A 25,430-nucleotide genomic window follows, 5' to 3' on the forward strand; every position below is an offset into this window, starting at 1 on the left:
CTGCCGCGCACGCGATTAAACGTTACTTGTGCGCTTCGATGTAATCGACAACCTCTTGTACCTTGGAAATTTTTTCTGCCTCTTCGTCAGAAATCTCTAGGCCAAAATTATCTTCCAACTCCATAATGAGTTCCACGACATCGAGTGAATCGGCACCTAAATCGTCGCGAAACGAAGCTGTCGGAACAACTTCAGCAGCGTCGACATCTAACTGCTCGACGATAATATTTTTTACGCGTTCAAACGTATCAGCCACACGCTCACCTCCTCTCAAGGTATTATACGAAAAACATGGTTAAAAAACTAGGAATTTACATTCTGCCAATATCATACATTCAGGCGCACCAACCGTGTTGCCCGGACTTTTTGCAAGACATTACTAACGCATGATCTTACTAACGCATGATCTTACTAAGGCATGATCTTACTAAGGCATGACCATACCGCCGTCGACGTGCAACGTCTGCCCTGTCATGTACGCCGCTTCGCTCGAGGCGAGAAAACGGACAACGCCCGCGACATCTTGCGGTTGCCCTAAACGGCCGAGTGGAATTTGCCCCTTGAGCTGCTCTGCCGCTTCCTCTCCTAACTGCGCCGTCATATCTGTCGCGATGAAACCCGGTGCGACAGCGTTGACGGTAATGCCGCGACTCGCTAGCTCGCGCGCTGCCGTCTTTGTCAAGCCGATGACGCCCGCTTTCGCCGCGACGTAGTTCGCTTGTCCAGCATTGCCGGCGACTCCGACGACGGAAGACAAGTTAACAATGCGGCCATACCGCTGTTTCATCATCGGGCGCGACACGGCTTTAATCCCGTTAAACACGCCTTTTAAGTTCGTCGCGATGACAGCGTCCCAATCGTCTTCTTTCATCCTCACGAGCAAATTGTCGCGGGTTATACCTGCGTTGTTCACCAGTATGTCCAAGCGGCCCCATTCGCGTACGACGCGCTTCACCATCGCTTCCACTTCCGCGTAAACGGCGACGTTCGCTTGCAACGCGATCGCGCGACGGCCGAGCGCCGCAATTTCGGCGACAACAGCTTGCGCCTTCTCTTCACTTCCAGCGTAGTTGACGACGACGTCGGCACCCGCGGAAGCTAACGCAAGGGCGATTTCTCGCCCGATCCCGCGCGAAGCACCGGTTACGAGGGCCGTTTTTCCCGTTAGCTCAATCACTTGTCACATTCCCCCAGGCTATAGTTTAACAAAAATCGCAATGTACGGCTGCCCCATGGACAAAATGCCGCAAAAACGTCTCTTTTAACTGCGCATCCGCATGTTGTCGCGCGAATTGTTTACTGTACTTTTTCTGCACTTTGCTGCAACTCCTGCAACTTCTCCTGTGTCTCGCGCAACGTTTGGACGTCTTCCACGCTGTACACTGTCGTACGGCGGGCGATTTTGCGCACGAGTCCGCTTAGTACGCGCCCTGGGCCAATTTCGACGAACGTATCGACCCCTTGTGCAATCATCCAGTTCACACTGTCTTCCCACAGTACGGGCGAAGCAACTTGCCGGACAAGTGCCGCCCGAATGTCTGTGGCACGCGTGAGTGGTTCGGCGGATACGTTACTGACAACTGATACATTCGCATCGCGTACGTCGACTTCATTTAGTACGTCGCCAAGCCGTTCTGCCGCTGGCGCCATAAGCGACGAGTGAAACGGTCCACTCACCTCGAGGGGCAACACGCGCCGTGCCCCGGCCGTTTTCGCTTGTTCGCTGACCGCTGCGACACCTGCCGCTGTTCCGGAAATGACAATTTGTCCCGGACAGTTGAGGTTTGCTAGCTCTACTGCCCCGTGCACCTTGCTCGCATCGCGGCAAATGTCCGCCAGCTGCTCGCGCGCGAGCCCGAGAACAGCGGCCATGGCCCCTTCACCGCTCGGCACGGCTTCTTCCATTAACTGCCCCCGCGTACGCACCGTCCGTACCGCGTCGGCAAACGCGAGTGACCCGGCAGCAACTAACGCCGCGTATTCGCCGAGGCTGTGGCCGGCGACGTAATCTGGCGCGGGTGCACCCGCTTGAAACGCCTGCCACAAGGCGATACTCGTCGCTAAAATCGCTGGCTGTGTGTTTACCGTCTGCCGCAGCGCCTCCTCCGGCCCGTGAAAACAGAGCGCGGATAACTTCTCGCCGAGTGCACCGTCCGCCGCCGCGAATACGTCTTGCGCAGCGGCGAATTCGTCTGCAGCCGCCGCACCCATGCCAACGTATTGCGAACCTTGACCCGGGAAAATATAGGCAATTTTACCCATCGACACACACACCTTGCGGGGCCCACGTCAACGCTGCGGCACCCCACGTCAACCCGCCGCCAAAACCGACTAAGATCACGCGGTCGCCGTCATGTACGCGGCCAGTCCGCACTGCTTCGTCCAATGCGACCGGAATCGACGCCGACGACATGTTTCCGTAGCGGTCGACGTTCACGACGACACTGTCTTCCCGCATTTTTAGCCGGTTAGCTGCGGACTCGATGATGCGAATATTCGCTTGGTGCGGTACGAGAAAATCGATCGCGTCTTTACGCCAGCCCGCCTTTTCTAACACCTTCTCCGAAGCGGTCTGCATGACGCGCACAGCGAACTTAAACACTTCGCGTCCGTTCATGTACGTATACTGCATGCGCTCATCGAGCACCTCTTGACTAATCGGATGCCGTGAACCGCCGCCGCGCTGATTGAGCAAGTGGCCGCCCGAGCCGTCGGCACCTAAATCGAACGCTTGGAAACCGCGGTCTTCAGCTACTGGGCCGAGTACCGCTGCGCCAGCGCCGTCGCCGAACAGCACACACGTATTGCGATCGGTCCAATCGGTAATTTTCGATAAACAATCGACGCCGACGACTAGCACGTAGCGGTACGTACCGCTATGAATGAATTGTGAGCCGACCGACAACCCGTACAGGAAGCCGGCACACGCTGCCGACAAGTCGAAGGTCGCGGCGTTTTTAGCCCCCAATTGGTCTTGTAAAATGCACGCTGTCGCAGGGAAAGACATGTCCGGCGTCACCGTGGCGACGATGATTAAGTCGAGTTGTTCGGCACTAATGCCCGCCGCTTCTAAGGCGCGCTGTGAAGCGGGCAATGCCAAATCTGACGACGCCTGGTCTTCCCGCGCAATGCGCCGTTCGCGAATACCCGTCCGCGTCGTAATCCATTCGTCGCTCGTATCTACCATCTTCTCTAAATCTTTGTTCGTTAATACTTTCTCGGGCAAATAAGCCCCTGTGCCGATAATGCCAGCAGCTGTTAAACGCGTAGTCACGATCGTTCACTCCCTTTTAAGTCTTCGCTAATTTGTGCAATCACCTGATGTTCCACATACTTTTTCGCTTGAACGACCGCATTTTTCATCGCTTTTTCATCAGAGGAACCGTGGCTTTTGACGACGGCGCCTTTGAGGCCGAGTAGCGGCGCGCCCCCGTACTCCGCGTAATCTAGCTGGTTCTTAAAGCGGCGTAAGCTCGGTTTTAAAACGGCAGCCGCCAATTTATTCGGTAATGTGCGCGTCATTTCCTGCTTCAATGCCGTTAAAATCGCTGCAGCCGCCCCTTCGATACTTTTTAACAAAATGTTACCGGAAAAACCGTCGCAAACGAGCACGTCACACGCGCCGTTTAACACGTCGCGCGCCTCGACATTGCCGACGAAGTGGAACGGCATTTCTTGTAGCAGCGGATACACAGATTTCGTCAGCTCATTCCCTTTCGCCGCTTCCGTCCCGATGTTCAGTAAACCGATCCGCGGTTTAGCTATGTCTCGTACCTTTTTTGCATATATATCGCCCATGAGTGCATACTGTCGTAAATGTTCCGCCTTGGCGTCGGCGTTCGCCCCGACGTCGAGCACGAGCGTCCCTCGTCCGTCCATCGTCGGAAAAAGCGGGGCGAGAGCCGGCCGCTCAATGCCGCGGATACGCCCGACGACGAACAGGCCAGCCGCCATGAGCGCGCCGGTATTGCCGGCGCTAATCGCCACATCGGCCTCCCCGTCGCGCACGAGCGCACAAGCTTTTACGAGAGAGGCCTCTTTTTTGCGCCGCACGGCGCGAACGGGTTCTTCGTCGGTTGCGATCACTTCTGTCGTATGGACAACCGACACGTTCGCGGGAAGCTTACCGGCGACTGCTGCGATTTTTTGTTCGTCCCCGACGAGAATGAGCGCGACATCCGAAAACGCCTCTGCCGCAGCGATTGTTCCCCGCACTGGTGCTTCCGGGGCGCTGTCGCCGCCCATGGCATCAATCGCTATGCGAATCATCTTCCGTCACCCTTTCCAACGGGCCGTGAAAAATGTCAAACGTCCCGTGACATACCAATTGTTGCTGAACGTACGTTTTTACTTCGATGTGTGTACGGTGCGACTTTCGCTGAATGACTTCGGCTTTAGCCACACACTTGTCCCCGAGTACGACTGGTTTTAGAAAACGGACCGACGAGGTGGCCGTCAAGGCGACTTCTTTGTTAATTAAAGCGATCGCCAGCGAATTCGCCTGCGCAAATAGATGGTGACCGCGCGCAATCCGATTGCGCGAAAAAACGTGTTTCGACTGCACGTCAAATACAGAAATGCCGCGATGATCTAATTCCAAATCGATAATTTCTCCAATTACTTCGTCTGGCGGCAACGAACGGACGTTGTCATACGTCTTCTCCGCCATACTCTTTACCCGCTCGCGCAGTTCGGGAATGCCGAGTTCCATCCGGTCAAGGCGAATCGTCTGAATACTGACATTAAAATGCGCGGCCATAGCTTCGTCGGTGATAAACGGATTGTCCTTCCAGCGCTCGCTAAGTGCTCGTTGTCGCTCCCGTTTGGATAGACGCACGTGTTCACCACCTCATTATAATACCAGGTACTAAACGTAGTATAAAAGAAACTGCTGCACTTGGCAAGCACAGAAGACAAAGAAAAAAAACGCCTATAGCCCGTTTTTAACGCGTAGCCGCGGGTGCCTTTTCTGTTTTCCGGCTGAACGTTTATTCAGGGAGAGGGGACTGTTTGACGTTGTTTTAAAAAGCAAAAAAGACAAAACCGATGCGGTTCTGCCTTTGCTTATGCGCCGAAACTCACACTTCGACAACTTCGTTACCTTTGTAGGTGCCGCAGTTTTTGCACACGCGGTGGGCTAATTTCATCTCACCGCACTGCGAGCAACGCACCATGCCCGGTACGGACAGTTTAAAGTGCGTGCGGCGCTTGTTTTTGCGCGTCTTCGATGTCCGTCTTTTCGGTACTGCCATGTAGACACCTCCTATTCACCATCCGACAACTTGACACGACGCTCACTTACTCGTGTCGTTTTCTTTGGAAAAAAACTTTTCAAGTTCTTGTAAGCGCGGGTCGATTTGCTCGATTTTGCAAGCGCATGTTGAAACGTTACGGTTGACGCCACAACGCGGACACAGTCCCTGGCAGTCGTCCCGACAAACAGGAACAAACGGAATCGCCAGTAGTAACGTCTCTCGCACGTAAGGTACCAGATCGATCGTATCTGAAGCAATCGCGTGTACGTCGGCATCGTCGGCAAACTGTTCCTGCCACTCGTCCTCGGGAACGAACACTTCGTGCCAATCGACCGCTAGCGGCAGCGGAAATGCCGTCAAGCATTTGGCACACACGAGTTCGAGTTCTGCTGTCAGTTCTCCGTCCAACACGTACCTGCCTCCGGCAAAGCGGAGTCGCGCTTTTGCGTGGACAGACGTCTCTTGCCTCACGTGTGGATGCACGTCCGATAAATCGACCGTCTCGCAAAAATCGACAGTTTCCTTTCCCCGCAGCCGTATGTCCCGTAAGCGAACTTGCATGAACCTCACTCCTAGCTGTGCGCCACATCGCTCGCTTCTCCGCCCGTTTTTACACTGAACATCCACCATTATAGCTGTGATCCGCAATTATTGTCAATGTGTGCACCGAAAATGATGTATAATAACGGCGACAAACTTCCATTTCCAGATCGAGGTGATTGCATGCGCACCGTCGGAATCGTCGTCGAATACAACCCATTTCACAACGGACACTTATACCATCTACAACAGGCGCAACAGGTAAGCGGCGCAGAGGCGGTCGTCGCTGTGATGAGTGGGTATTTTTTACAGCGGGGTGAACCGGCGCTGCTCGATAAGTGGATGCGGGCGGAAATGGCCCTCCGCAGCGGCGTAGACCTCGTGTTGGAAATTCCTACTGTCTACGCTTGTCAGCCAGCCGAATGGTTCGCCTACGGCGCCGTTGCCACGTTAGAGGCGACTGGCGTCGTCGATTACTTATGCTTCGGCAGCGAGAGCGGCGGGCTTGCACCTCTTCAGCGCGTCGCGCGGACCGTTGCCACTGAATCGAAGCAGCTAACGACTGCACTAAAACGCTTCTTAAAAAAAGGCTACAGTTATCCGCGCGCCTACAGTGCCGCTCTTACCGAACGGCACCCAGACGCCTTCACGGAACTGACACAACCGAATAACGTACTCGGACTTGGCTATTTAACGGCGCTCCATCAGTTAAACAGCCGGATCGAACCGCTCACCATTCGCCGCGAAAAAAGCGGCTACAACGAGACGCGATTGACCGACGCGCGCATCGCCAGCGCGACGGCAATCCGCAAAACGTGGCTCGAGACGGGCGATCTCACAGCGATCCACCCGTACGTGCCACAGACGACGTACGATCTCCTCACCCGCGCCGTGTCCAGCGGCGTACGGCCCGTTACGTGGGAAGCGCTGCGGCAGGCGGTCTTTACGAAAATCGCGACGTTGTCGCCGGAGGAATTGCGCGCGATATACGACGTCGGCGAGGGGCTAGAATACCGCCTACAGCGGCAACTGTTCCGCGCGGCACAACGACATGCGAAAGGGACTGACAACAGGACAGACCGCCCGTTAGCGACGGAGGCCATGGAGGCCATGGAGGCGACGGATGTTTGGGCTAATCTATCCGTTTACGACTACATCGCCGCGTTAAAGACGAAGCGGTATACGTGGGCACACCTGCAGCGCATCCTGACGTACGTGTTACTCGGCTTGCGCAAAAGCGACCTCACGCGCTCAGTGCTCGACAACGGGCCGTCATACATTCGCGTGCTCGGGTTTACCCCACGCGGCCGCACACTACTCAAAACGATGAAAGCCCGTGCGACTGTGCCGATACTTACGCGCATTGGGCGCGAACGCCCCCCTATGTTAGAGTGTGACCTACGCGCCGCCGCCGTTTACGCCTTAGCGAGTGAAGCCCGCTTGCCACTCACAGTGGAATACGAGCGGGCACCGGTATACGTAGGCGAAACGGATCGGTCGCGAACTACGGCGCAAGATTACTCAGAAGGTGCAGACTTTCGTTTGGGTCGCAAGGCCTCTAAATAAGCGATGGCCTCATCGATATCTTTCACTGGTACGATGTCCAGCGCCGTCCCGAGATCGCGCGCCTTTTTAGCGGCGTCTGCTGCGTTCGAATCGTGTGGACCCACATCGGCAGGCACGAAGAAAATGTCGGCACCTTGTTTGTCAGCTGCGGCCACCTTATGGGTGACCCCGCCGATTTGCCCGACCTTGCCCGCTGAATCGATCGTTCCCGTACCAGCGATGTGGTACCCTTTCGTCAAGTCGGGTCCGGTCAGTTGGTTGTATACTTCTAAAGCCATCATCAAACCGGCTGACGGTCCGCCGATATCGTCCATCTCGATCCGAACAGTCGGCGAGGTCGTCACGGTCCGCTCCGTCGACTGGTAAATACCGATTCCGGCGCGGCCGTCTGCCAGCTTCGTCAACCGCATGCGTTCGGTACGTTCTTTTCCCCCGCGCTGGATTGTTAACGTAACGAACTCGCCCGCGCGCTTCTGTTGCATCAGAGTTAACAGTTGCTCGCCCGAATCGACAGCTGTCCCATCGACCCGTTTGATCACGTCACTCGGCTGTAGCACTTTTTCGGCGGGCGACCCTTTAATCGTTCGAATGACGCGAACCCCGTTCAGTTTCTCGGCCACTTGAACGTCTACACCATTCGCTTGCGCTTTTCGAAAGGCGACCAATAGCGCGTCGTCTTGCGAGTTTTGCATCTGCAGTAACTGTCGCTCTCGGTACTCGGCCGGTGTTTCATCAGCTCCGAGCATTTGCTCGTGCTTAATGAGATCGACATACGGGTTGACGAGTGCATACATGTACAGGGCGGCGTTCCCGTTTTGCATCGTCACCGTGACCAACATAAAAGTCCCTTGTTCTTTCGTCTTCGTTTCCTCTACATCAATGTGTGGCTTCAAAGCGATAGCCGAGCCTGGAGTCGCGATGTAGTAAGGCACCGGTATGAAAAACAACACCGTCACGACGAGCGCCAAGCCGACGACACTGCCTATTAGCCGTTTGTAATTTCGTCTGTATCTGCCCACGGCAAACTTCCTTCCTATCACTTGCTTCTCCTACACTCGCTTCGCGCCGTGCCTCGTCCCACCTTACACGTGCTCACACAAGCTCACACAGTATGTTCACGTCGTTGCTGGCGCCGCATCGCATATCAACATTTCATCTCGTCAAGCAAAGCGTGCTCTACGCCCGCCCCCTACCTCGTCGTTAGTGTTTATTTTCACACTGTTTTTCATGCAGTTTCGCGTTGGCTGAAGCTTGGTCTATTTTGAAAAGCGCGTACGTACATATGAAAATAACACGTCCAGCGACTGGAGGATTCACATGGTTGAAGGAGCTCGCACATATCGCCCTTGGTTCAAAAGCGTCATTTTCGGAATTACCGCATTTTTCCTTGTCGTCTCCATCGTCTTGAATCCGGAGGTGGCTTTCCAGTCTTCACTGAAAGGTTTAAAAGTTTGGTGGGAGGTCGTGTTCCCAGCGCTGTTACCTTTCTTTATCGCTTCTGAAATACTGATGGGCTTCGGCGTCGTTCACTTTCTCGGCGTGCTGTTAGAACCGTTCATGCGGCCCGTCTTTCGCGTGCCAGGCGCCGGGGCGTTCGTGATGGCGATGGGACTCGCTTCCGGCTACCCGATCGGGGCAAAGTTAACGGCGCGGTTACGCGAACAAAACATGATCACCCGCACGGAAGGCGAGCGGCTCGTTTCATTTACGAATACAGCTGACCCGTTGTTCATGTTCGGTGCCGTCGCCGTCGGTTTCTTCCACGACGTCAGTGTGGGCGTCACGTTAGCGATCGCCCACTATACAGCGAGTTTATTCACGGGTATCGTGCTTAGGTTTCACGAACCGCGAGGCGAAGAAACGCCACCGGCAGTCAAGTCGCACGAATTTTTTCTCGTCCGCGCAGTAAAAGCCATGCATGACGCCCGCTTGAAAGACGGACGTTCTCTCGGTACGCTCATGGGTGAAGCGATTATGAGTTCCGTCAACACGATTCTCATGGTCGGCGGCTTCATTATGATGTTTTCCGTCGTCATCGAAGTGCTGTCCATCATGAACGTCACCGACTTTTTTGCGCATACTGTCGCACTCGTGCTGACGCCGTTCGGCATTCCGAAAGAGCTTTCGCAAAGCGTCATTTCCGGTTTTTTCGAAATCACACTCGGCTCACAAGTGGCGAGTGAATTTAAAAATTCGCTGCCACTCGTCTACGTCGTCGCGGTGACAAGTGCCGTCATCGCCTGGAGCGGTCTTTCGGTGCACGCACAAGTGGCGAGTATCTTAAGTAGCACAGACATTCGCTATACACCGTATTTGATGGCCCGTTTCGTCCACGCCGTCGCTGCTGCCGTCGTGACGATCCTCGTCTGGAACCCGGTACAGAAATACTTACTCGCCTCAGATCAGGCAGTGTCTGTTTTTTTACAACAACTACCTGAAAATAGTTGGACCTACATATGGGCGAGAATTGAATTTATCGGCGTGAAGATTTTGCTGTTTTTACTCCTGCTCATCGCCCTCGCCATCGTGATTCACTTCGCCCAACTGTTTCGGCAAAAAGGTAAATGAAGGTCGGACTTGTGACGCCGACTCAGACGATCCTGACTACCGAACCTAGCCGTCAGAACGGAGCGATCATCGCTGCAACGCGCAAAGGTGCGTCTCCCTTACGCATATTTTTTTTGTAACGCCGCTCCGACCTCGTACGGTACGAGTTCGTTGATCGCTCCACCATATTTGGCAACTTCTTTGACAATGCTAGAACTTAAAAAAGAGTATTTGTTGTTCGTCATCATGAAAAACGTTTCTACTTCGTCGTTCAACTTGCGGTTCATTGACGCCATTTGCAATTCGTATTCAAAGTCGGACACCGCGCGCAACCCTTTAATAATCGAGCGCGCCGACTTTAAGCGCATGTAGTCGACGAGTAGTCCGCTAAACGAGTCGACTTCGACGTTGGCAATTTCCTCAGTCACTTTACGTAGTAGTTGCATCCGCTCTTGCACCGTAAACAACGGCGACTTGGACGGATTCTCGAGCACGGCGACGATGACCTTGTCAAACACGTTCGCCCCTCGTTGAATAATATCTAAGTGACCGTATGTCACTGGATCAAAACTACCTGGATAGACAGCGACAATCATGTCCATTCCCCCTCGTAAAAAAAATTAACGTTGCGTATGTTGCATACTCGGCTGCATCATCCGTTCCGCTTACTCTGCCCCGACATCCGCTCCGCTTCTTTCGCCCGCTCCGACTGCTCCGTCTGTTTCGCTAACCCGAACAAGGCAATACAAATGTTGCCGTACGTCTTTAACCGCAGTAAGCAGAGCGGGCCAACGGCCTCGGGGACGTCTTGCTCCCGCGGGTATTCCACGACGACGACTCCCGTGTCACTGAGCAAGTGGTGTCGGCCAATTTGAGCGAGCAACAGCGGTAACTTTTTTTGCACGTAGGGCGGATCGAGAAAAATGACATCGAAAGGCGCCTCCCGCTGTGCTAACACGTATAGCAACTTAAGCGCATCTCCCCGATAAACGCCTGCTTGCTGCGAAAAATGTACGGCCGCCAAATTTTTATGTATCACTTCTAGCGCCTTGCGGTCGCGCTCGATAAAAACGACCCTCTCCAATCCGCGGCTGAGTGCCTCAATGCCCAGCCCCCCCGTACCGGCAAACAAGTCTAGCCCACAGCCCCCTGTAAAAAAGGGACCGATCATATTAAAGATTGCTTCCTTTACGCGGTCTGTCGTCGGCCGTGTCCTGCTGCCGGGGACAGCGTTTAATTTGTGCCCGCGTTTTGTCCCTGCGATGACGCGCATGAGGACTCACCTTCCGTTGTAAACTTACCGTTCACGCAAGCGATTTATGCGTGAGCGGACATGTTTATCCTACCACAAATAAGGGCGATAACGAAAAATACGTGTATATTTTTTTGCGCGTCGGCAATGATAGAAAGGACAACGTTCGTTGGATATGAGACGTTGTCGACAACCGCGGAGAAGACTTACTTTTCCCCATAAGCTCTTCCTCCGGTTTCTCCTCTCCCATACTGTATCTAGGCACGCTTAGATACAAATTGACCCGCAGGTTCATTAGCTGCGGGTTCTTTTTGTCGCATATTCTTCCGCTATACTTGCGGATATCTTCCGTAAAAATAACGGTAGCAGTTGTTTTGCGTGCCACAATACTCAATCCGGTGGTCTTTTTTAAACGGGTTGTAGTATTTTAAATATTCGTCTTCGTGCATGACCGTTGCACGCGACGTATGTTGTTCGCGGATCACGTAGTACATTCGATCCACCTCCACCTCTAGATTAATGTGTCGTCGTACTTATTATTGTCAATTGATTCGACACTTAATCAAAGCAAAAAAACCACCACCTTAGCGGCGGCGGTTGAAGTCTTTCAGATGGTGATACGTTTTTTTCCCGCGAGGCGTCGTTTTAACCGCGACTTTCGTTTTGCCGATTGGCGCCCTTCGACCGATCGCGTGCGTTTTCCCGATGGACTTCGTCCCTCCGATGCCGTTTGTTCTCCCCACTGTCCTTGCTCGGCGGATGGGGTTCGCTCTCCCGACTCGCTTCGGCCATTTGACGACGTTCGCTCTCCGGGGCACCGCCCTTTGCAGCGGTGTTGACTTTCGCTTGAGATGAGGCGCAACCTTTCTAGGAGTCGGGTACTTCGTACGCGGCGGATACTTGGCGATCGGCCGCTTCCTCTTACGCGGGCTACGCGGCTTATGCGGGGCGAGGTGAAACGACTCCTGCGATTCTATATCCGGTAACAGTGGCGATACAGACAGTCGCTCGTTTGATTCTTTGAGTTGGCCCGATCTTTTTTCCTGCGCCTGTATGTTCCGTTCCTCGCTTTCCCGGGCAAAACTTTCGCGTTCACCTCGGTCTGACGAGCTGTGACGACGTCTCGGTGAGCTGTTACGCAGCGGTGAGCCTAATCCCCCACTTCGCCACAGCGGTTCATAACCACGCTTCCGAGAGCTGCGGTGGGCCCGCGACCGTTTGCTGCTCTTCGGGAGGTTAAACGTGCCTGAAGGTAACTGTGGTGGTCCTGGAGAGTGGGGTCCGAGCCCACCAGGTCCGGGTCTCCAAGTGCCGGGCGGTGCGCCTCCCCAGTCTGGCGACGCGTGGGGCGGCGCTCCAGGTGGACCCGACCCCCAATAAGGAAACGGATCCGGTGGAAATGCCCCTAGGCCACCTGGCGGTACATCGGGAGGCATCCCCCAATGCCCGGGCGGCGCCCCCCACTGTTCTGGTGGGCCCCAGTTGATCGCTGGCGGCCCGGGGGGACCCCACTGTTCAGGTGGCGACATAGGCGGCGGAGGAAGTGGCTGACTGTTGCTATATGGTACGAAACCTTGCTCGGCAGGCGGCATGGGACCCCCTCGCTCCCCTTGCGGCTGAAGCCCAAAAAACGGTTGTCGGTTGCCTAGCAGGCCGCCCCTACCCGGCTTTCTCTTAAACAAACTTTTTAATTTCGGCAAAAAGTCGAGTCGCGGGTTTTTTTCCATCATGCGGTTAAGCCATTCTTTTAGCGACATAACTCCCCTCCTTCTAGGCAGATGCAAACACAAGCTCGCTACAATATATGTGTTTATTCCGCCTTTGGAAGGGAACTATGGCCTATTTTCGCAGCAAACGAATTGCGAGATCACTTTCGTTCGGTCGTTAAAAGATGAGTGATCCAGTAAAAAAGAACCAAAAACCAATGATGATAATGGCGACGATGACAATCCAGAAAAAACCTCCACCAACAAATAGCGACGACAGTTGCTTTGTCATACCCGCCACCTCCCTTACGGCCGCACGTCGTTAAAACCATTATATGACGCATAGGTCCTTCGGTTTACGCTTGTACCTATAGGCGGATAACGATTCTCACCATACGTTATGTACGGCGCACGTATTGCTTTAGTAAATTCGCTTGTGTTAGCGAAAGGACACCTTCGGCAATTAAAACGTCAATCATTTTAAACGACAACTCGTTTTTGCGCCGCGACCGCTTTAACACTTCCTCCTCTTCCTCAGTGACGTATTGTTTGTACAGACGCCTGTAGTGAGAGACTAACGCTAGCGTTCCTCGGCGACGTTTGATCACTTTTGCCTCCTCCACCCATTCGTGAAACAACATTGGCGTCACGACGCGCCGGCCGACGACCCGGTTGATATATGAAGCGATTTCTTTGTACAGCGGCATGTACCTCACTTTGCTCACAATCTCAACCTCCGCTCTTTTTCTCTAACACTACGCTATGCATCACGCCTTAAAACGTTGCTACAAATAAAACGCAGACTGTCTGAAGTGACAGCCTGCGTTGAAAGGATGTGCGTAGGCTTTTCGTTAAAGCCGAGTTTTAATCGAAGTTTTGTTTTTCTAAAGCACCTTCCTGTACGAGGCGCCTGCGCAGTTGACGGTACGAATCCTCTGTCCAAAAAGACGGGTCCTCCATTAGGTGAACTGCATCGCTGCGGGCGACTTCGAGCATGCGGTAATCGTTCACGAGATCGGCTACTTTAAACTCAGGCAGTCCACTCTGTTTCACGCCAAAAAAATCGCCCGGCCCGCGAATTTCTAAATCTTTCTGCGCCAGCTGAAAACCGTCGTCCGTTTCACACATAATGCGCATCCGCAATTGCCCCGTCTCCGACTTCGGATCGGAAACGAGCACGCAATACGACTGTTCGTCCCCGCGGCCGACGCGCCCGCGCAATTGGTGTAACTGCGCGAGGCCAAACCGTTCGGCGTCGTAAATGACCATCAACGTCGCATTGGGCACGTCGACCCCGACTTCGACGACCGTCGTCGAAACGAGTACGTTAATGTCACCCGCGACAAATTGCCCCATAATCCCCTCTTTTTCTTTTTGCGGCAATTTGCCGTGCAATAGCCCAACCTTGTACGGGCGCAGAAACCCGCCGATTTGCGTGTACACGTCGTACGCATTTTGTAAATCGAGTTTTTCCGATTCCTCGATCAACGGGCAGATGACATACGCTTGCCGACCGCGGGTACATTGTGTGTACATGAAGCGGATGACGCGTTCGAGCTCGCTCGGCTTGATCCACACCGTTCGCACTGGCTTCCGCCCTGCCGGCCGCTCGTCCAACGTCGAGACGTCCATATCGCCGAACGCTGTAATCGCTAGCGTCCGCGGAATCGGCGTCGCGGTCATAAACAACACGTCAGGTTCGCTCCCTTTCCCGCGCAACGCGGCCCGCTGTTTCACCCCGAAGCGGTGCTGTTCGTCGGTGACGACGAAACCGAGGCGGTTAAAGTGGACCGCTTCTTGAATGAGCGCGTGTGTCCCGACAGCGACGTGGGCCAGTCCCATCTGTAGCATTGAAACGGCGTCTCGCTTCTGCTTCGGTGTCATGCTTCCCGTCAGCGTCACGACCTCGACGCCGAGAGGCTGCAGCAGTGCCGTTAACGTTTTTTCGTGCTGCTGTGCCAATATTTCCGTCGGAGCCATGAGCGCCCCTTGGTAACCACTCAAATAGTTAGCATACAGTAGTGCCGCCGCCACAACCGTTTTTCCCGAGCCGACGTCGCCCTGCAGCAAACGATTCATCGCCGCCGGGTGCTCTAAATCGCGAAGCGCTTCTTCGATGACGCGCTGTTGTGCCGCCGTCAGTGTAAAAGGTAACTGTGAAAAAAAGTGAGTGAATGTAGCGCGCGGAAATTTCTTGGCGACTCCCGCCGCCTTTTCCCGGCGCCCACGGCGCAACATTTGCATTTTTAGTTGAAACAATAACAGTTCTTCGTAAGCGATCCGCCGTCGCGCTTGTTTCCCTTCTGCCGCATCTACGGGGAAATGGAGCGCGAACATTGCCTCGCGGCGTTTCATCAACCGATAGCGGTCGACAAATGTTTGCGGCAACAGCTCCTCGATTTGCTCCCCGTATTGCGCAAACGCTTGGCGAATCATTTTGCGCAGCCAAGCGATCCCTACCGCTTCGGTAACGGAATAAACCGGTTCTAACCGATCGACCAACTGCGCGCGCTCCCGTTCGGAGTGGAACGAACGGGAGACCGTCAATTGCAGGCGGTGGCGGTCCCACTTGCCGACGAGCGTGACCGGTTGTCCGGGCACAAGCTTGTTTTGCAAAAAATGCCGATTAAACCAAATTGCCGTCATCCACACGCCTTCACAATCGACCTTCACCGCTAACCGCGACTTTTTCCGCCCGTACCACCTAAGTGACGGCGTGCCGGCAATCGTGCCCTGTACCGTCACCATCTCGCCGTGTGCTGCCTCCGTCAGATCGCGAATGCGGTAATCTTCGTAGCGAAACGGATAATACTCCAATAGGTTCATAACAGTATGGATGCCCAGCTGCGCTAAATCGCTAGCGCGCTGGGCACCGATTCCTTTCACTGCCGTTACGGGGAGGTTCACTAGTTCACACATGTTTACCCCTACTCGTTATAAAAAAATGGTTCAGTGCCAGTTTAATGCTAGGCACGGTTTATTGTGCTACAATGCCGAACTTAAACGCCGACTTAAAATACTGAACTTAACTTAAACGGTAAATAGCTTCTCCATCCGTGATGCACTAAACACGTTAACCGGTAACGACGCGCGACTTGACGATCGTAATCGCCACCGTACCGGGTCCGACGTGCGTCCCGATCACAGAGCCAATTTCCGTTTCGATAAGCTGTTCGACGTTAAACTGTTCTTCGAGCATCGCGCGTAGCTGTTTAGCCTCTTCCGGAACCATCGCGTGCATCAAGCCGATGCGAACCGGTTCGTCTCCAGCATACGCATGTAGTTTATCAAAAATGTGCTTCCGCGCCCGCTTTTTACCGCGTGCCTTCGCCTCGGGCGCCACTTCTCCATCGCTATCAAGCGTTAAAATCGGTTTAATGTTGAGTAACGTACCGAGAAAGGCAGAAGCTTTCGCGATCCGTCCGCCCATTTGTAAATATTTTAGTGTATCGACCATAAAATACGTCTCCGTTTCATCGATGAGCCGTTCGACGAGTGCGCGGCACTCCGCGAGCGTTTTGCCGGCGCGCGCCGCTTCCGCCGCAGCGACGACGATCAACCCCGTCGCGAACGACGCTTTCTTGCCGTTGACGACTTCAATCGCGAAATCGGCACCTTCTTCGACCAACATTTCTTTCGCCATCGCTGCCGACTGGTACGTACCGCTCATCGCTTGGGAAAGGTGGATGGAAACAATATCGCACGCTGCGTCCGTTGCGACTTTACGGTACATCTCAACAAATTCGTGCGGCGTCGGCTGCGACGTGGTCGGGAGCTTGTCCACTCTGGACAATCTCTCGTAAAACGCCGTCGGTTGAATCGTCACGTTGTCGAGGAACGTCTCTCCCCCGACGTGCACTTTGAGCGGCACCATTTCGATCCCGAGTTCCGCACGAATGTCTGCCGGAATATCGGCCGTACTGTCGGTCACTACTTTTACGTTTTGTGCCATTGGCATGACCCCCGTCCCCCTACTTTTATTCAACGGCGAACAAATAATAATACAGCGGTTGTTCCCCGTTGTGAATTTCTACCTCTACGTCCGGATACTTGTCCGTGACCGCGTCGCCCAAAGAGGCGGCTTGTGCGTTCGTCACGTCTTGTCCAAACAAAATAGTGACGATTTCAGTGCCGTCGTCGACCATGCCGAGCAAGAGACTTTCGGCGGTTGCGGCCATGTCCGGATGGCTCACCTTAATTTCGCCATCTGCTATACCTAAGAAGTCTCCCTCTTTGATCGTCATCCCGTCGACTTCCGTATCGCGAACCGCATACGTCACTTGCCCCGATTTCACGTTTTCGATCGTCTCACACATCGCTTCCCAGTTTTCCTCCGGCGAAGCGTCGGCATTAAAAGCGAGCATCGCACTTAACCCTTGGGGTACAGACTTGCTCGGAATAACCGTCACCGGCTGCTCGGCGACTGCCGCCGCTTGTTCGGCTGCCATCACCACGTTGCCGTTATTGGGCAAAATGATGTACTGTTTGGCCCGGATATCGTCCATCGCCTTGACGATCATATCCGTACTCGGGTTCATTGTCTGGCCGCCTTCGAGCACGTAATCGACGCCGAGGCTGCGGAAAATTTCGGCTGTACCCTTCCCCATTGCCACCGCGACGATGCCGTACGCTTTTTCTACACCGTCGTCGCGCGCTGCAAGCGCAGCGGTTTCTTCAGCTTCACTGCCGACAATCGCCCGGTGCTGTTCGCGCATATTTTCGATTTTTGCCGTGCGAATGTCGCCGTACTGTGTGGCAAAGTCGAGCAATTTGAGCGGTTCTTCGGTATGAATATGTACTTTTACGAGATCGTCGTCGCGCACGACTAAGAGCGAATCGCCGTAAGCGCCGCACGCTTCGCGGAAAGTATCTTCATTAAAATTAGAATCTCCAGCTGTAGCGGGCAACGTTTGCACGATAAACTCCGTACAATAGCCAAACGCAATGTCTTCTGTCGCTAAGTGCGCCTGAGCACTCTGTCTATGGGCCAGCTCAGTGAGAGAATCGATCGAAATCGAATGTTCTTCGTCGGCTTCCGGCTCACTTTCCCCGGTAAGTCCTGCTAAAAACCCTTCATATATGTATACAAGTCCTTGTCCGCCGGCGTCGACGACTCCCGTTTGCTTTAAGACCGGTAACAGTTCCGGCGTGTTCGCAAGCGACTTCTTAGCCGCTTGAACAACTTCCTCCATCAGCGACACAAAGTCTTCCACGCGACTAGAGACCGTCGTCCCGTGTTTCGCCGCCTCGCGGGCTACCGTTAAAATGGTGCCCTCGACCGGCTTAATCACTGCTTTGTAAGCCGTGTCGACACCGCGTTGCAACGCCTTAGCAAATTCGCGTACGGTAATGACTTCCTTCTCGCGAATTTCTTTTGCCAGCCCACGGAACAGTTGCGATAAAATGACGCCAGAGTTACCGCGTGCCCCCATGAGTAGCCCGCGCGACAACGCGCTCGCCGTTTGCCCGATATGTTCCGATTGACGTCGGGTCATTTCCTCGCTACCTGCCGAAAACGTGAGACTCATGTTCGTGCCCGTATCGCCGTCCGGTACTGGAAACACGTTGAGTGCGTCAACCTTTTTTGCCATCCGTACTAAGTGGCGCGCACCTGCTGACACCATTTGTGCAAAACTGAATCCGTTAAGTTGCTGTTGTACCACGAAATAGTCCTCCCCTTACACGTTGATCAGGCGAACGCCTTGCACGAATATGTTTACTGTACGTACATCTAATCCTAAACTTTGTTTTAACGCGTACCGCACGCGCGTCTGCACGTTGTTCGCAACTTCGGATATTTTCATTCCGTAGCCGACGATAATGTACATATCAAGATCGATACCCGCTTCACTTGTACGAACTTCAATCCCTTTACTCAAATTTTCTCGCCGTAACAATTCGGCTATCCCATCTTTAATTTGACTGCGGGAGGACATCCCGACTAAACCGTAGCATTCCAATGCCGCCCCGCCGACGATCGTCGCAATGACGTCATCCGCAATGTCGATTTGCCCTAATTCGTTGTATACTTCAATAGCCATCTGTCTCCTCCTTAAATCTGATGATCGCCGCAAGTGTAACTGCTATTTTTTTTTACCTACATGCAAATATGACCGCCAAAGGCCGCTAACCGTATGCCCACACATTGTGAACAACCCTTAAAAAGTAACGATACCATTATCATTGTACAATAAATGACACGATAAAAAAAGAACACCTTACACGATGGTAGATTGTTTAAATGCAAGGGATTCAGGGGTTACGTCTTTAGCGGGGTTTAGCGGGGTTCCTCAAACACGCCGTCGTTAGTTGCTTTGAACGGCAAATTGCGGTCGAGTGTCTAGTGGGAGATTGAGGAGGTCTTGCAAACCGTATATCGCTATGCTAACATAAAAAAGTATGGTCAGCCTCGCATTCTGAGAGAAACTTAGGGGGTGGAAGTATTGGCTCGCAGATGTTACATTACCGGTAAAAGTGGACACGCAGGCAACCGCGTCAGTCACTCCAACCGTAAATCACGACGCAAATGGGGCGCTAACGTTCAGAAAGTGCGCATTTTAGTGGACGGCAAACCGAAGCGCGTCTACGTCAGCACTAAAGCATTAAAATCGGGATTAGTAGAGCGCGCCTAGGCTTATCCTCAAGGCGCTCCGGTAAAAAGCACCTGTAGCGGTGCTTTTTTAAAACCGCATCTGACTCCTTCACTTTTGTTTATAAAAGGCACTCATGATCGCTCTAACAATACCTCCGATAAACCGCGGCAATTTGATCGTGTAGAACTTCACCCCTAGCCCTCCTTGTCGTGAACGAACTTCTCGCCTATTCCCCATCATTATATTCTATAGGGCAGGAGGTGTACCTAGAACTACATTTCCCCCCCTTTTTTGGTCGACCTTTTGCACTTCGTCAGCGCGTGTCATCTAACTCGCATGCCCATTTGACCACCTATTGGCGACAGTACTCACAGTGGGTCGCGGCTCTGAACGATGAGGAGTTCGCCTCGACGGTGTGTGACGGTGCCGCTCTCCCCTTGCCATTCGTTGCTAATTGATAAGTTGCTCGTACGCGCCAGCGAGGCATCGACGAGTGGAAAGCGAAAGCCTTCTAACGTAATGCCAGTGACGGTCTCGCGCCACGCAATGAGCGACATATACGTATACGCTTCCTTAGCCACGTGCACTGTACCCGGCCCGACGAGTTGCATGCGGTTGTGTTCATTTTGCATCACCCCACGTACGCCCGCTTGCAGCAACCGTTCTAGCAAGCACACGTTCGCTAGCGTATGATCCCAGCGACTTCCCCAGCCGCCGAGCAGCACTACTTCTTGCGGTGCCCACTCGAGCGCCTTCGTCACCGCGTAATCGGTGTCGGTCACGTCTTTGTCCACCGGCAAGCGCAACGTCGGTACGTTATGGGCTCTCAATTCCTCAATTTGTTCTGGCGGTGCCGTATCGAAATCGCCGACGGCGAGCGTCATTGGGACGTCCCTTTCCATTAACTCGACAATGCCGCCGTCTACGCCGATGACGACATCGTCCGGACGGATGATGAGGTGCTCTGTGGCACCCCAGCTACCGCCCGTCGCGATGACAACTCGCCCGCGTCGTTCGCTTTTACTCATATCCATAGCTATCCGCTCACTCATCATCATCCGTTCACCCATAAGCGCACTCACCTCCATTACCTTTGCTCATCTTCGCACGCACATCCATACATACGTGACACTGTTGGCTTAGGCCCGTGCACGTAATTATTCGCGAAACGAAGCGTTGAACGGCGCTCCTACTCATACGCGAGTAGCCGCCTCTTTTAGCGCGTTTAGACGCGCCTGCCGGTCCGTCGCGCCAAACACGTAAGACCCGGCGACGAGGACGTCAGCGCCGTGTGCCACGACAGCTTGTGCCGTTGCGGCATTAATGCCGCCGTCCACTTGGATACGCAAATCTAAGCCGCCCGCCTCCGCCATTTGCCGCAAGGCGCGAATTTTCGGCAACACGTTAGGGATGAACGACTGCCCGCCAAATCCGGGGTTTACTGTCATCAAGAGGACCATGTCGAGATCGTCCAACACGTATTCGATCGCCGAAAGCGGCGTCGCCGGATTGAGCGCCACACCGGCCTTCGCCCCTTGCGCCTTCACTAAGTGGATCGTCCGGTGCAAGTGCGGACACGCCTCGGCGTGCACGGTAATCCAATTGGCACCACTCGCCTTAAACGCAGGGATGTATTGGTCGGGGTTTTCAATCATTAAATGGACGTCGAGCGGTAGCTCAGTATGTGGGCGTACCGCGTCGACGATGAGTGGGCCAATCGTAATGTTCGGGACGAAGTGGCCATCCATCACATCGATGTGAATCCAGTCAGCCCCTCCCTGTTCGACATCGGAAATTTCTTCTCCTAAACGCGCAAAGTCGGCTGATAAGATCGATGGTGCGGTCAAAATCATAGTTAGTACCTCTTTTCTTCCTGTATCTCTTGTAAAAATTGTAAGTAGTTGTCGTAACGCGACGCCGAAACCGCGCCACTCTCTCGTGCCCGTTTAACGGCACAGCCCGGTTCTCGGTCGTGTAAACAGCCCCGATATTTACAATTCGCAGCGAAACGCGCAATTTCCGGAAAATACGCCGTTAACTCGGCAGCATCCCAGCCTTGAAAAGACAGTTGACTAAACCCAGGTGTGTCGACGATCCATCCGCCGCTCGGCAATACGACCATTTCGACGTGCCGCGTCGTATGGCGTCCCCGCCCTAATTTAGCACTAATTTCGCCCGTGGCGAAATCGCCGTTCGGAATTAATGCATTCAGTAACGAAGTCTTTCCTACTCCGGACTGACCGGCGAACACAGAGATGTGACTAGCGAGCGCCTCACGCAATTCCTCAAGACCCGCATCACTGACGACACTCGTCGTCACGACCGGATAACCGACCTTTTCATACGTGCGTACCGCTGCGTCGACTGCGTCAGCAGACGGACTGAGGTCCGTTTTTGTTAAAACGATGAGCGGCTTGAGGCGTGCGCGTTCAATGTGAACTAACAGTTTGTCGATGAGCAACAACTGCACGACCGGTTCGGCCAGCGAGGCGACGATGACGCCTTGATTGGCGTTAGCGACTGCTGGACGCTTAAGTTCCGTCTCCCGCGGGACGACGTGATGAATGTAACCTTGCCCCTCTTCGGTTATATCGAACGATACCCAGTCACCTACTAACGGAGAAAACTGCTTTTTTTTAAAAAGGCCGCGCGCTCGGCACTGCCACAGTTCCTCATCTACTTGCACATAGTAATAGCCACTTAACGCTTTGACAATTCGCCCTTCAGGCATACAGTTCCTCCTATACGAGATACGCACAAATATACGAGATACGCACAAACATGCAGGCGGCGAAATAACGACAGACTACAGGCGGCGAACGCGTTCGCTTACCGAGTGCTCGTCAGACACGCCGTCAATCGCCTTTAATCCTCTTCGTCTTCTTTTTCTTCTTCATCCTTTTCCCGCCGTTTGGCTTCTATTTCTCGCGGTTTCTCCACTTTTTTCAACGCTTTTTCCAGTTATTTTTCCTTTTTATTGTTTTCTTTCTCTATTTTCTTTATTTCCCTCTCTTCTCCCCACGCGTCCTTTTCCTTATTGTCTAACGACTGATCACCTACTCGGCGGTCGGCGTAGCGCCCCTTACGCGCATCTCCCGCGGAGTCGTTTAAGCTGACGTGCAATCTAATAACCGAGCCTTTCGCCACTTTCGTCCCCGCTGCCGGCGTCGAACCGTAAACGCGATACAAGGGTACGTTGACGTTGCGGTCGTACAACGCACCGTCTGGACCGTTGCGATACACTTTAAATCCAAGCCGACGCAATTTTTCTTCGGCCGCGTCTTGGAACTCCCCGCTTAGGTCAGGGACTTCGACGAGCGTTTTATCTTTGTCGCCCGGCCGCACGTACAAGGTCACTTTTTGGTCGGTGCGCAGCGATTTCCCACTGCCGGGGTCTTGCTTTACAACGTGACCAGGCGCATAGTCGTTGTCGTCCAAATCTTTGATGACGACATTTTTTTTGGCGAACCCTAAATTGTACAGCGCGGATTGCGCGTTCTCCAATGGACTGCCGAGCATATTCGGGATCTTGACACTTTTTATTTCGCCCTCGCTCACGTATACCTTCACCTTGTAGCCGGGTTTTACTTTTTCCTTCGCTTTCGGTGATTGGCGAAAGACTATTCCCGGCGTTTCGTCGCGCTTCTCCTTGACGACTTCCCAATCGAGCTTTTGCGACTCGAGCGCCGCTTTTGCCTCGTCGACCGCTTTTCCGACGACGTTCGGGATCACCACACTGTTTTTCGTCGTCGTGGACCATAAATACGTCAGACCGGCCGTACTAAGCACGATAATTAACAGGGTGGTTAAGAGAGAGATGCCGACTTTTTTCCAACTGACCCAATTGCGCGATGTCGCTTGTTTTTGCAGGCGCGATACGCGCGAATGGTTCCCCGACGCGTCTTTCGGCGTCGCGGGTGGAATCGTGTCTTCACTACTCTCTTCCGCCTCGTCCATCTCCCCTGAGTCGGAAGACAATTTTTTTTCAGTAGCGTAATCGCCTAGTGCCGGGACGACCATCGTCGTCTCCCCGTCCAATTCTTTCGGCTGCCATTTTTCTTCGTAGAGACGGGACGGCGTTAAGGCTGTATGAAGATCTTGTTGCAGTTGTTGCGCTGAATCGTAACGGTGGAGCGGATCTTTCGCCATCGCGCGGCGGATGCAATTGTCCAAGCTTTGTGGGAGAGCGGGACGCTTCTCGCGCGGTGCAGCCGGTTCTTCCTGCAAGTGCTTGAGTGCGATCGCAATCGGGCTATCGCCAGCGAAGGGCAACCCTCCCGTCGCCATTTCGTACATGACGACGCCGAGCGAATATATGTCCGATTTCTCTCCAATATACCCGCCGCGCGCCTGTTCAGGCGAAAAGTAGTGCACCGACCCCATCACCGAACCGGTGTGTGTAATCGTCTGTGAACTCGTTGCGCGAGCGATGCCGAAGTCAGCGACTTTCACCCGGTTGCGCGGTCCGATCATAATGTTGGCCGATTTAATGTCGCGGTGTATGATTCCAGTTTCGTGAGCGTGGTGAAGGGCGTCGGCAATTTGTTCGCCGATTAGCGCGACTTCAGAAGGCGGAAGCGCCCCTTCGCGCTTGATCCGCTCTTTCAACGTCATGCCCTCGATGTACTCCATAACGATGTAGTGAATGTCGCCGTCTTGCCCGACATCGTATATGTTCACCACATTCGGATGCGATAAACTGGCCGCCGCACGCGCTTCGCGGCGAAAGCGGTCGACGAAGTCGTCGTCGTTACTGAGTGACTCGTTGAGCACTTTGACGGCGACGTAACGATGTAGGACGACGTCTTTTGCCAAATAGACGACTGCCATCCCGCCACTACCGAGACGTGCTTCCAGTTCATACCGTTTGCCTAGCTGTTTTCCAATCATCGAACGATTACCTCGCTTTCTCGTCGGGAGCCGAAACCGCCGTCCTTTTCACGAGTGCGAGTGAAATGTTGTCCGTTCCCCCGGCTTCTAACGCAAGGCGCATCAGTTCATCCGCTTTCCAATCGATTGTTTCATCCCGCTGGATCGTCGCGTGTATCTGCTCATCGGAGACCATGTCTGTCAGGCCGTCCGTACATACTAATAAATAGTCGCCAGTCGCCCACACGTGCTCCGTAACGTCAGGTTCTACGTCGCGATCTGTGCCGACGGCGCGCATAATCATATTTTTCTGCGGGTGGTCTCTCGCTTCGACTTCGGTAATTTCCCCCGCGTTTAACAGTTCGTTAACTAAGGAGTGGTCCTGCGTCAACTGGCGATACGTTCCCTCGCTGATGAGGTAGGCACGGCTGTCACCGATATTGCCGATCACAATGTTCTCAGCCCGAACCACTGCCACGACGAGCGTTGTCCCCATCCCGCGCATCGACTCGTCTTCTTGCGATTTTTTTAGCACGAGCTCGTTGGCACGTTGCATACCGCCTACGATCTCATCCTTTAACTGTACTGGCGTGAGAGATCGGGCGTCTACTGCCTGTAGCTTTTCACTGACGACTTCGGCGGCTAAGCAGCTTGCGACATCGCCCGCTTTGTGCCCACCCATTCCGTCGGCGACTACCACGAATCCTCGCTCGGCATCGAGCGCCTGAACGGTAATACTGTCTTCGTTGTGTGAGCGGACGCGCCCGATGTCGGAGCGATAAGCCCATTCCATAAAGGTCACCTCTTAAGTAAAAGTTCTGTAGCGAAAGCAACCCACTCGTATGATCGCAAACGATGCTGTAAAGGTGAACAACTTTCGTCTATAAAAGGTAAAACGTTAGTCGCGAGCGAGAAGTGTACACCTGTCTGTCGCTCTAACCGATCATGTTTTACTAGATTATAGCACAGCGCAAGACGAATGCGCAGTTTACCATTTCTAGTAAGGTAGGCGGCAGGCGGTCATCATACGGATCAAACACGCGTCGTTCGACGTACCAACACAGCGATGCCTTACCACGGGATGATTGTCGGCTCATCGCAG

27 protein-coding genes are annotated in these 25,430 nt (G+C 53.7%); 3 read left to right on the forward strand and 24 right to left on the reverse strand.

Annotation, left to right across the window (positions count from 1 at the left end):
* Positions 1 to 22 precede the first annotated feature (22 nt).
* The 8 genes from acpP to BN1247_RS08055 all read right to left on the reverse strand — a co-directional run bounded on the left by acpP (position 23) and on the right by BN1247_RS08055 (position 5,816).
* Positions 23 to 256, reverse strand: a complete 234-nt coding sequence (gene acpP / locus BN1247_RS08020) for an acyl carrier protein (RefSeq protein ID WP_054949920.1) — start codon at positions 254 to 256, stop codon at positions 23 to 25.
* A gap of 171 nt (positions 257 to 427) precedes the next feature.
* Complete coding sequence (fabG, locus tag BN1247_RS08025) at positions 428 to 1,177, reverse strand: 3-oxoacyl-[acyl-carrier-protein] reductase (protein WP_390622036.1); 750 nt, start codon at positions 1,175 to 1,177, stop codon at positions 428 to 430.
* 119 nt (positions 1,178 to 1,296) lie between these two features.
* Positions 1,297 to 2,262, reverse strand: a complete 966-nt coding sequence (gene fabD, locus BN1247_RS08030; protein WP_187119747.1) for an ACP S-malonyltransferase — start codon at positions 2,260 to 2,262, stop codon at positions 1,297 to 1,299.
* A complete protein-coding gene (locus tag BN1247_RS08035; protein ID WP_390622064.1) occupies positions 2,255 to 3,277 on the reverse strand; it encodes a beta-ketoacyl-ACP synthase III in 1,023 nt (340 codons plus the stop codon). Before BN1247_RS08035 ends, fabD begins: the two co-directional genes overlap by 8 nt.
* The gene (gene plsX / locus BN1247_RS08040; protein WP_054951563.1) at positions 3,271 to 4,266 is read right to left on the reverse strand and encodes a phosphate acyltransferase PlsX; all 996 of its coding nucleotides are present in this window, start codon (positions 4,264 to 4,266) and stop codon (positions 3,271 to 3,273) included. The genes BN1247_RS08035 and plsX overlap by 7 nt, the downstream gene beginning before the upstream one ends.
* Positions 4,250 to 4,837 carry a transcription factor FapR gene (fapR, locus tag BN1247_RS08045; protein WP_054949923.1) on the reverse strand — a complete coding sequence of 196 codons (588 nt, stop codon included), beginning with the start codon at positions 4,835 to 4,837 and terminating at the stop codon, positions 4,250 to 4,252. The genes plsX and fapR overlap by 17 nt, the downstream gene beginning before the upstream one ends.
* 241 nt (positions 4,838 to 5,078) lie before the next feature.
* Positions 5,079 to 5,252, reverse strand: a complete 174-nt coding sequence (rpmF, locus tag BN1247_RS08050) for a 50S ribosomal protein L32 (protein ID WP_054949924.1) — start codon at positions 5,250 to 5,252, stop codon at positions 5,079 to 5,081.
* A gap of 42 nt (positions 5,253 to 5,294) precedes the next feature.
* Entirely contained in the window at positions 5,295 to 5,816 is a 522-nt protein-coding gene (locus BN1247_RS08055; RefSeq protein WP_054949925.1) for a YceD family protein, read from the reverse strand.
* Positions 5,817 to 5,978: 162 nt separating this feature from the next.
* Between BN1247_RS08055 and BN1247_RS08060 the strand changes: the two genes are divergently transcribed.
* Positions 5,979 to 7,361: a tRNA(Met) cytidine acetate ligase gene (locus BN1247_RS08060; protein WP_074011092.1), complete on the forward strand. Its 1,383-nt coding sequence runs from the start codon at positions 5,979 to 5,981 to the stop codon at positions 7,359 to 7,361.
* Here the strand turns inward: BN1247_RS08060 and BN1247_RS08065 are convergent.
* Positions 7,313 to 8,380: a SepM family pheromone-processing serine protease gene (locus tag BN1247_RS08065; protein ID WP_054949926.1), complete on the reverse strand. Its 1,068-nt coding sequence runs from the start codon at positions 8,378 to 8,380 to the stop codon at positions 7,313 to 7,315. The genes BN1247_RS08060 and BN1247_RS08065 overlap by 49 nt on opposite strands.
* Before the next feature lie 298 nt (positions 8,381 to 8,678).
* On the opposite strand from BN1247_RS08065, the gene ylbJ reads away from it, so the two are divergent.
* Positions 8,679 to 9,929 (forward strand): sporulation integral membrane protein YlbJ, encoded by a 1,251-nt coding sequence (ylbJ, locus tag BN1247_RS08070; RefSeq protein ID WP_054949927.1) that lies wholly within the window; start codon positions 8,679 to 8,681, stop codon positions 9,927 to 9,929.
* Between the two features lie 98 nt (positions 9,930 to 10,027).
* Here ylbJ and coaD read toward each other — a convergent pair whose 3' ends face one another.
* The 9 genes from coaD to BN1247_RS08110 form a co-directional block, all read right to left on the reverse strand.
* On the reverse strand, positions 10,028 to 10,504 hold the full coding sequence (gene coaD / locus BN1247_RS08075) for a pantetheine-phosphate adenylyltransferase (RefSeq protein ID WP_054949928.1): 477 nt from the start codon (positions 10,502 to 10,504) through the stop codon (positions 10,028 to 10,030).
* Positions 10,505 to 10,560: 56 nt separating this feature from the next.
* Positions 10,561 to 11,181, reverse strand: coding sequence for a 16S rRNA (guanine(966)-N(2))-methyltransferase RsmD (gene rsmD / locus BN1247_RS08080; RefSeq protein ID WP_054949929.1), 621 nt, complete (start codon positions 11,179 to 11,181; stop codon positions 10,561 to 10,563).
* 308 nt (positions 11,182 to 11,489) lie between these two features.
* Complete coding sequence (locus tag BN1247_RS17685; RefSeq protein ID WP_157360857.1) at positions 11,490 to 11,654, reverse strand: hypothetical protein; 165 nt, start codon at positions 11,652 to 11,654, stop codon at positions 11,490 to 11,492.
* 90 nt (positions 11,655 to 11,744) lie between these two features.
* Entirely contained in the window at positions 11,745 to 12,917 is a 1,173-nt protein-coding gene (locus BN1247_RS17690; RefSeq protein ID WP_147675207.1) for a hypothetical protein, read from the reverse strand.
* A 347-nt stretch (positions 12,918 to 13,264) separates the two neighbouring features.
* Entirely contained in the window at positions 13,265 to 13,591 is a 327-nt protein-coding gene (locus BN1247_RS08090) for a hypothetical protein (protein WP_054949931.1), read from the reverse strand.
* A gap of 139 nt (positions 13,592 to 13,730) precedes the next feature.
* Complete coding sequence (gene recG / locus BN1247_RS08095) at positions 13,731 to 15,785, reverse strand: ATP-dependent DNA helicase RecG (RefSeq protein ID WP_054949932.1); 2,055 nt, start codon at positions 15,783 to 15,785, stop codon at positions 13,731 to 13,733.
* 154 nt (positions 15,786 to 15,939) lie between these two features.
* Positions 15,940 to 16,824, reverse strand: coding sequence for a DegV family protein (locus BN1247_RS08100; protein WP_082415851.1), 885 nt, complete (start codon positions 16,822 to 16,824; stop codon positions 15,940 to 15,942).
* A gap of 19 nt (positions 16,825 to 16,843) precedes the next feature.
* Positions 16,844 to 18,529: a DAK2 domain-containing protein gene (locus tag BN1247_RS08105; protein WP_390622037.1), complete on the reverse strand. Its 1,686-nt coding sequence runs from the start codon at positions 18,527 to 18,529 to the stop codon at positions 16,844 to 16,846.
* A gap of 15 nt (positions 18,530 to 18,544) precedes the next feature.
* Positions 18,545 to 18,907 (reverse strand): Asp23/Gls24 family envelope stress response protein, encoded by a 363-nt coding sequence (locus BN1247_RS08110; RefSeq protein ID WP_054949933.1) that lies wholly within the window; start codon positions 18,905 to 18,907, stop codon positions 18,545 to 18,547.
* A gap of 402 nt (positions 18,908 to 19,309) precedes the next feature.
* On the opposite strand from BN1247_RS08110, the gene rpmB reads away from it, so the two are divergent.
* Entirely contained in the window at positions 19,310 to 19,498 is a 189-nt protein-coding gene (rpmB, locus tag BN1247_RS08115) for a 50S ribosomal protein L28 (RefSeq protein ID WP_054949934.1), read from the forward strand.
* 69 nt (positions 19,499 to 19,567) lie between these two features.
* On the opposite strand, the gene spoVM is transcribed toward rpmB, so the two are convergent.
* From spoVM to BN1247_RS08145, 6 genes are all read right to left on the reverse strand, one after another.
* Entirely contained in the window at positions 19,568 to 19,699 is a 132-nt protein-coding gene (gene spoVM, locus BN1247_RS17700) for a stage V sporulation protein SpoVM (RefSeq protein WP_082415852.1), read from the reverse strand.
* Positions 19,700 to 19,827: 128 nt separating this feature from the next.
* Complete coding sequence (locus BN1247_RS08125; protein WP_054949936.1) at positions 19,828 to 20,529, reverse strand: thiamine diphosphokinase; 702 nt, start codon at positions 20,527 to 20,529, stop codon at positions 19,828 to 19,830.
* A 123-nt stretch (positions 20,530 to 20,652) separates the two neighbouring features.
* Complete coding sequence (gene rpe, locus BN1247_RS08130) at positions 20,653 to 21,312, reverse strand: ribulose-phosphate 3-epimerase (RefSeq protein ID WP_054949937.1); 660 nt, start codon at positions 21,310 to 21,312, stop codon at positions 20,653 to 20,655.
* Between the two features lie 2 nt (positions 21,313 to 21,314).
* On the reverse strand, positions 21,315 to 22,190 hold the full coding sequence (gene rsgA, locus BN1247_RS08135; protein WP_054949938.1) for a ribosome small subunit-dependent GTPase A: 876 nt from the start codon (positions 22,188 to 22,190) through the stop codon (positions 21,315 to 21,317).
* A 230-nt stretch (positions 22,191 to 22,420) separates the two neighbouring features.
* A complete protein-coding gene (gene pknB, locus BN1247_RS08140; protein ID WP_054949939.1) occupies positions 22,421 to 24,349 on the reverse strand; it encodes a Stk1 family PASTA domain-containing Ser/Thr kinase in 1,929 nt (642 codons plus the stop codon).
* 7 nt (positions 24,350 to 24,356) lie between these two features.
* On the reverse strand, positions 24,357 to 25,121 hold the full coding sequence (locus BN1247_RS08145; protein ID WP_054949940.1) for a Stp1/IreP family PP2C-type Ser/Thr phosphatase: 765 nt from the start codon (positions 25,119 to 25,121) through the stop codon (positions 24,357 to 24,359).
* Positions 25,122 to 25,430 lie beyond the last annotated feature (309 nt).

Origin of the sequence: Numidum massiliense (assembly GCF_001375555.1) — a bacterium.
GTDB lineage: Bacteria > Bacillota > Bacilli > Thermoactinomycetales > Novibacillaceae > Numidum > Numidum massiliense.

Excerpts from the sequence above, each read along its gene's own strand:
- rsgA (WP_054949938.1), bottom strand. The coding sequence starts at position 22,190 with ATGCCTGAAGGGCGAATTGTCAAAGCGTTAAGTGGCTATTACTATGTG.
- pknB (WP_054949939.1), bottom strand. The coding sequence starts at position 24,349 with ATGATTGGAAAACAGCTAGGCAAACGGTATGAACTGGAAGCACGTCTC.
- rpe (WP_054949937.1), bottom strand. The coding sequence starts at position 21,312 with ATGATTTTGACCGCACCATCGATCTTATCAGCCGACTTTGCGCGTTTA.
- spoVM (WP_082415852.1), bottom strand. The coding sequence starts at position 19,699 with ATGATGGGGAATAGGCGAGAAGTTCGTTCACGACAAGGAGGGCTAGGG.
- BN1247_RS08125 (WP_054949936.1), bottom strand. The coding sequence starts at position 20,529 with ATGGGTGAACGGATGATGATGAGTGAGCGGATAGCTATGGATATGAGT.
- BN1247_RS08055 (WP_054949925.1), bottom strand. The coding sequence starts at position 5,816 with ATGCAAGTTCGCTTACGGGACATACGGCTGCGGGGAAAGGAAACTGTC.
- BN1247_RS08060 (WP_074011092.1), top strand. The coding sequence starts at position 5,979 with ATGCGCACCGTCGGAATCGTCGTCGAATACAACCCATTTCACAACGGA.
- ylbJ (WP_054949927.1), top strand. The coding sequence starts at position 8,679 with ATGGTTGAAGGAGCTCGCACATATCGCCCTTGGTTCAAAAGCGTCATT.
- BN1247_RS08110 (WP_054949933.1), bottom strand. The coding sequence starts at position 18,907 with ATGGCTATTGAAGTATACAACGAATTAGGGCAAATCGACATTGCGGAT.
- BN1247_RS08145 (WP_054949940.1), bottom strand. The coding sequence starts at position 25,121 with ATGGAATGGGCTTATCGCTCCGACATCGGGCGCGTCCGCTCACACAAC.
- recG (WP_054949932.1), bottom strand. The coding sequence starts at position 15,785 with ATGTGTGAACTAGTGAACCTCCCCGTAACGGCAGTGAAAGGAATCGGT.
- coaD (WP_054949928.1), bottom strand. The coding sequence starts at position 10,504 with ATGATTGTCGCTGTCTATCCAGGTAGTTTTGATCCAGTGACATACGGT.
- rsmD (WP_054949929.1), bottom strand. The coding sequence starts at position 11,181 with ATGCGCGTCATCGCAGGGACAAAACGCGGGCACAAATTAAACGCTGTC.
- BN1247_RS08100 (WP_082415851.1), bottom strand. The coding sequence starts at position 16,824 with ATGCCAATGGCACAAAACGTAAAAGTAGTGACCGACAGTACGGCCGAT.
- BN1247_RS17685 (WP_157360857.1), bottom strand. The coding sequence starts at position 11,654 with ATGTACTACGTGATCCGCGAACAACATACGTCGCGTGCAACGGTCATG.
- fabD (WP_187119747.1), bottom strand. The coding sequence starts at position 2,262 with ATGGGTAAAATTGCCTATATTTTCCCGGGTCAAGGTTCGCAATACGTT.
- rpmF (WP_054949924.1), bottom strand. The coding sequence starts at position 5,252 with ATGGCAGTACCGAAAAGACGGACATCGAAGACGCGCAAAAACAAGCGC.
- BN1247_RS17690 (WP_147675207.1), bottom strand. The coding sequence starts at position 12,917 with ATGTCGCTAAAAGAATGGCTTAACCGCATGATGGAAAAAAACCCGCGA.